Source organism: Mesorhizobium sp. M0207 (genome assembly GCF_040321995.1).
GTDB lineage: Bacteria > Pseudomonadota > Alphaproteobacteria > Rhizobiales > Rhizobiaceae > Mesorhizobium.
On sequence record NZ_JAMYSQ010000060.1, the window covers coordinates 1 to 5,103 of the forward strand.

The 5,103-nt window shown below is 62.4% G+C and carries 4 protein-coding genes; 2 read left to right on the forward strand and 2 right to left on the reverse strand.

The window, feature by feature from the left end; all coding sequences use genetic code 11:
- Positions 1-852: 852 nt before the first annotated feature.
- Together NKJ15_RS32685 and NKJ15_RS32690 are read right to left on the reverse strand one after the other, a co-directional pair.
- Positions 853-1,632, reverse strand: coding sequence for a FadR/GntR family transcriptional regulator (locus tag NKJ15_RS32685; RefSeq protein ID WP_352774458.1), 780 nt, complete (start codon positions 1,630-1,632; stop codon positions 853-855).
- 144 nt (positions 1,633-1,776) lie between these two features.
- Positions 1,777-2,766, reverse strand: coding sequence for a sugar-binding protein (locus NKJ15_RS32690; protein WP_023675805.1), 990 nt, complete (start codon positions 2,764-2,766; stop codon positions 1,777-1,779).
- A 427-nt stretch (positions 2,767-3,193) separates the two neighbouring features.
- Here NKJ15_RS32690 and NKJ15_RS32695 point away from each other — a divergent pair, with 427 nt between their 5' ends.
- Both NKJ15_RS32695 and NKJ15_RS32700 read left to right on the forward strand, forming a co-directional pair.
- Positions 3,194-3,934 (forward strand): ATP-binding cassette domain-containing protein, encoded by a 741-nt coding sequence (locus NKJ15_RS32695; RefSeq protein WP_023675804.1) that lies wholly within the window; start codon positions 3,194-3,196, stop codon positions 3,932-3,934.
- 34 nt (positions 3,935-3,968) lie between these two features.
- The gene (locus NKJ15_RS32700) at positions 3,969-4,967 is read left to right on the forward strand and encodes an ABC transporter permease (protein ID WP_352453761.1); all 999 of its coding nucleotides are present in this window, start codon (positions 3,969-3,971) and stop codon (positions 4,965-4,967) included.
- Positions 4,968-5,103: the final 136 nt, after the last annotated feature.

Sequence of the window (5,103 nt, forward strand, 5' to 3'; positions counted from 1 at the left end):
ACCGTGCTCAAAGGCCGGACATATGGACGCAAGCGATCGAAAACGACGCAAAACAACCGTTGCAGGCAGGGCGCCGTCCACATATGGATCCTAGAGTCTGCGCCGCGTCGCTTCGCTCCTTGCTCCGCCCAGGGATGACGAAGGGAGGGTTTCGGCTAATCTCCTAAATTTGCGATTTGCGACTAACGGGAATGCTGGTTGACCCGACTTACACGCAGTTGGCCGAGAAACGATCGAATCAGCGGCGAAACCGGCCGATAACGTCGGTATTGGCGAGAAGTCTGTGCACCAAAGCACGCGCACTTCCGATCGGAAGAAGCCGGAAACAAAAAAACCGCCTCGGCGGGCGGGTCGTTGGAGCCAATTGGCACCATACCCAAATTAGTAGCATAGCTGCCGGCACAAAGCAAGAACAAAATAGCTGCGAAGGCAAAAAAGTCCGAATTCCTGTCCCACCCGAGGTCGCCGCCCTCATTGCCTAGCGTTGATGATCAGCGACAGCCGAAATGGCATCCAATCTCCCCCCTCTGTTGCGCTGGGCAATCGCATTTGGATTCTTACGAAGATGGACCCCCACCCTAACCCTCCCCACAAGGGGGAGGGAACGCTGCCGCGCGCCCTCACTTCCCCTTTTGGCGCCGAAAGGCAGGCAATTTGCCGAGGTCAGCGCCAACGGAAGTCTCCCTCCCCCTTGTGGGGAGGGGCTAGGGGTGGGGGGTACGTCGTAGAGCGAAAGCCTCGGCTTGCTATCTGCGATGGCCCCCTCTTGGGCGAGATGTCCGGCAGGACAGAGGGGGCGTGAAGGAATGCGAGTTTTGCAATCGTTTGGAGCAACACCGCCCTGTGCAACCATCACCGCCGCGACCGGCCGATAACGTCGTCGGTGTTGGCGAGAAGCCTGTGCACCGCGGCGCGGGCTGCGGCGGGCCGCTGCAGGCGGATGTTCTTCTCGATTGCCTCGTGCAGTGCCTGCGCCCGCCGCTGATCGCTGGTCTCGCGGGTGACGAACTGGAACAAATGGTCGAGCGCCGATTCGATCAGCACGCCGAGCGGCACCAGCAGATCGTTGCCCGAGGCCCGCAGGATGGCGAGGTGGAACCGCGTGTCGGCGCGCGTGCGCTCCTGCAGGTTGGTCGCCTCGCCCATCTCGCGGCAGGCCTGGCTGATCTCGGCCATCTGCTCGTCGGTGCGCCGCATCGCGGCAAAGGCGCTGGCCTCCGGCTCGATGATGTGGCGGAATTCCTGCACGGTCCTGAGGAACACCTCGCGGTCCGGCGAGGTCGCGTACCAGGCCAGCACGTCGCGATCGAGCAGGTTCCAGCGTTCCTTCGGCTCGACCCAGCTGCCGATCTTCGGGCGTGACGCCAATAGGCTCTTCGCCATCAGCATTTTTATGGCTTCGCGCACCGCCGAGCGGCTGACGTCGAAGGTCTCCGACCATTTGGCTTCGTTGGGCAGGATGGTTCCCGGCGGATAGTCGCCGCGCACGATCCTCAGCCCGATTTCATTGGCGAGCGAGGCATGCACGCTCGAGCCGGGAAAATGTGCGGCGTCCGCACGCCGAACGCCGGCCGGCCGCCCAGGCTCTGCCTTCAACTTGGCGGGTCGCTTTTTTGATGTCGCGTCCGGCATTCGTATTCCCCGGCAGCTTCTTGTCGAAAGCCTGAATTCAGGGCACGACAAAGCAGCGGCCTACGCTCCAAAGCAGCGTCGCCTCGTGCGTTTGTATGGACGATGCGTAACGGGGCGCCCGACGGGCGCCCCGAAACTGCGAACCTACTTCTGGATGCAGGTGTCGACGGTGTCCTTGGTGCATTCGTCGAGACCGGTGAACACCGGATCGGCGACCGGCTTGCCGTCGACCAGGTCGATCATCACCGAGGGCGCCTTGTAGCCCATCTCGAACGGCCGCTGGCCAACCAGCGCGGTCACCAGTCCGTCACGGGCAATCGCCACCTCGTCGCCGATCGTGTCGGCGGCGCCGATGACGAAGGCGTTGCTGGCGATCTTGTCGGCCATCGGCTTGAACAGGTCGCGGTAGGGCTGCGGAGCGCCGAACAGCGGCCAGCCGCCCATGATGCCGAAGGCATCGAGATCGGGATTGGCGGCGAGGATGTCGGTCATCGCCTGCACGCCCTTGGCGCCGTCGTCATTGGTGAACACCGGGCAGCCGGCAACTTCCGTCCAGCCGCCTTCGCCCGCCAGCGCCGCGAGGCCGTCCTTGCCCGACAGCGCGTCACGCATGCCCTGCGCGCGGCGCAGGATGTTGTCGGCCGCCGGATTGCCTTCGATGGTGCAGATCTTGCCGCCATTCGGCTTGGCCTTCTTGATGTATTCGCCGATCTTGTGACCCATCAGGTAGTTGTCGGTGCCGAGGTAGGTCTTGCGCAACGCCGCGTCTTCCTTGCTGAGGTCGGCGTCGAGGGTCATGATCGGGATCGACGGATTGGCGCTTTTGATCGTCTGCGCGATCAGCGGCGCGTTCGATGGCGAAATCGCCATTGCCACCGTATCGGGCTTGCTCAGCATGTCCTGGACGATCTGGGCTTCACCGGCCTCATCCGAGGTCGATGCCGGTCCGGTGTAGAAGCACTCATATTCCGAACTGGCGTTTTCCTTGTTCCACTTCTCGCAACCCTGGTGGATGGCCTCGAAGAATGGATTGTCGAGACCCTTCACGACGATGACGAGCTGTTTCTTGGCCATGGCCGGCCCGGCACCCAGCGCCATGACGGCGGCAGCAGCGAGCAATAATGATTTCCTCATGTCAGTCCTCCCTTTTGAAACAAACGGACACCGCGTGCCCGCCACACACAGATCGACCCGGAGCAAGATGACAGAGGACGTAGCACTCGTGTCGCCAAGCCAGGTCGATAAGCATTTTCATATTCAGTCTCAGACCGGCACCGACAGATATCGCTGGTTACCAGATCCCTGACCGACAAACCCTCACCGATTCCTTCCGGCAACCCGGTGGCTCGGCGCAAGCTCCTCCGACACTTAGCTAATATCGCCTTGTCACCGACGTCAATGCTATTTGTCCTACAAAACTGATTTTTCGAAAGAAGCCGTGGTTGACGCCAAGGAGGCTTATGCGTAAATGGGCAAAATCGCTGCTTCCGGGAGGAACTGGGGAGAGCGAATGGCCGCGGCAGAACCGCAGGCCGCAAAGCACGGGGAGGCAAGAAGGCTGGTGGCGGTTCTCGAACTCACCAACATCTCGAAGCATTTTGGCGCCATCCAGGCGGTCAACGACGTTTCGTTGTCGATCGAGGCCGGACAGGTTGTCGGCCTGATGGGCGACAACGGCGCCGGCAAGTCGACGCTGGTCAAGATGATCGCCGGCAATTTCCCGCCGAGCCATGGCACGATGCAGATGGACGGCAAGGAGCTGATCCTGCACAAGCCGGTCGAGGCGCGCCAGCACGGCATCGAAATCGTCCATCAGGACCTGGCACTGTGCAACAATCTGACGGCCGCCGCCAACGTCTATCTCGGCCGTGAATTGCGCCGCGGCCTCGGGCCGCTTCGCATCCTCGACTATGCCGCGATGTACAAGCGTGCCGGCCAGATCTTCGCCGAGCTGAAATCCGAAACGCGCCCGCGCGACCTGGTCAAACAAATGTCGGGCGGCCAGCGGCAGGCGGTGGCGATCGCCCGCACCATGCTTTCGCAGGCCAAGATCGTGCTGATGGACGAGCCGACCGCGGCGATCTCGGTGCGCCAGGTCGCCGAGGTGCTGAACCTGATCCGCCATTTGCGCGACCAGGGCATCGCCGTCGTGCTGATCAGCCACCGCATGCCCGACGTCTTTGACGTCGCCGACCGCGTCATCGTCATGCGGCGCGGCCGCAAGGTCGCCGACAAGACGATCGCATCGAGTTCGCCGGAAGAAGTCACCGGACTCATCACCGGCGCCATCGAACAGGTATGATTGACGCCTCAACCATGAGTAAAAAAGGTCGATAATGGCAGTCACCCTTGATCAGACGATCGCGCACAAGCAGCACACCTTGCTGAGCAAGGTGTTTGCCAGCCAGACCTTCTGGGTGGTGATCGCGGTCATCCTCGCCTGCCTGTTCCTGTCGGTGGCCACGGATTCCTTTGCCACGACCAAGAACCTCTACAACATCACCCGCAACGTCACCTTCGTCGCCATCGTGGCGCTCGGCATGACCTTCGTCATCATCACCGGCGGTATCGATCTGTCGGTCGGCTCGGTGCTTTGCCTGTGCTCGATGGTGCTGGCCGTCACCATGCATGCCGGCTACGGCATCGAGATCGGCATTGGCGCTGCGATCGCGACGGCGCTGATCATCGGCGCCTTCAACGGGGTTCTGATCGCCTATCTCGGCTTTCCGCCTTTCGTGGTGACGCTCGGCATGCTGTCGATCGCACGCAGCCTTGCCATGGTCGCCTCCAACAACACCGTCGTCTTCCAGTTCGGGCCTGACCACGACAAGCTGCTGGCGCTGGGCGGCGGCGCCTGGGTGTTCGGCATTGCCAATCCGGTCCTCTACATGATCGTGCTGGCGTTGATCACCGGCTTTGTGCTGCGCTGGACGAAATTCGGCCGGCACATCTTCGCCATCGGCGGCAACGAGCATGCGGCAACGCTGACCGGCGTTCCGGTGCGCCAGATCAAGGTCGTCGTCTACATGATCTCGGCAATGGCGGCTGGCCTTGCCGGCATCATCCAGACCGGCTGGCTGGGCGCGGTCACCACCAATCTCGGCAACGGCATGGAGCTTCAGGTGATCGCCGCCACCGTCATCGGTGGCGCCAACCTGGCCGGCGGCATGGGCACAGCCTTCGGCGCGGTCGTCGGCGCGGCGCTGATCGAGGTCATCCGCAACAGCCTCGGCCTGCTCGGCATCAATGCCTTCTGGCAAGGCGTGTTCATCGGCGGCGCCATCCTGCTCGCCGTGCTGTTCGACCGCATCCGCAATTTCAGGCGCAACGACTGACGTTCAAGCGCAGCCTCCCCCTTCTCCCCTTGTGAGGGCTTTGCATGAAGGGTGTGCTTAACCTGATTGGCCTACTGGGCGTCTTTTGAAGGCGTCTAAGGCCTCGCCCTGTCGCCCTGGCGCGGCATCGACCGGC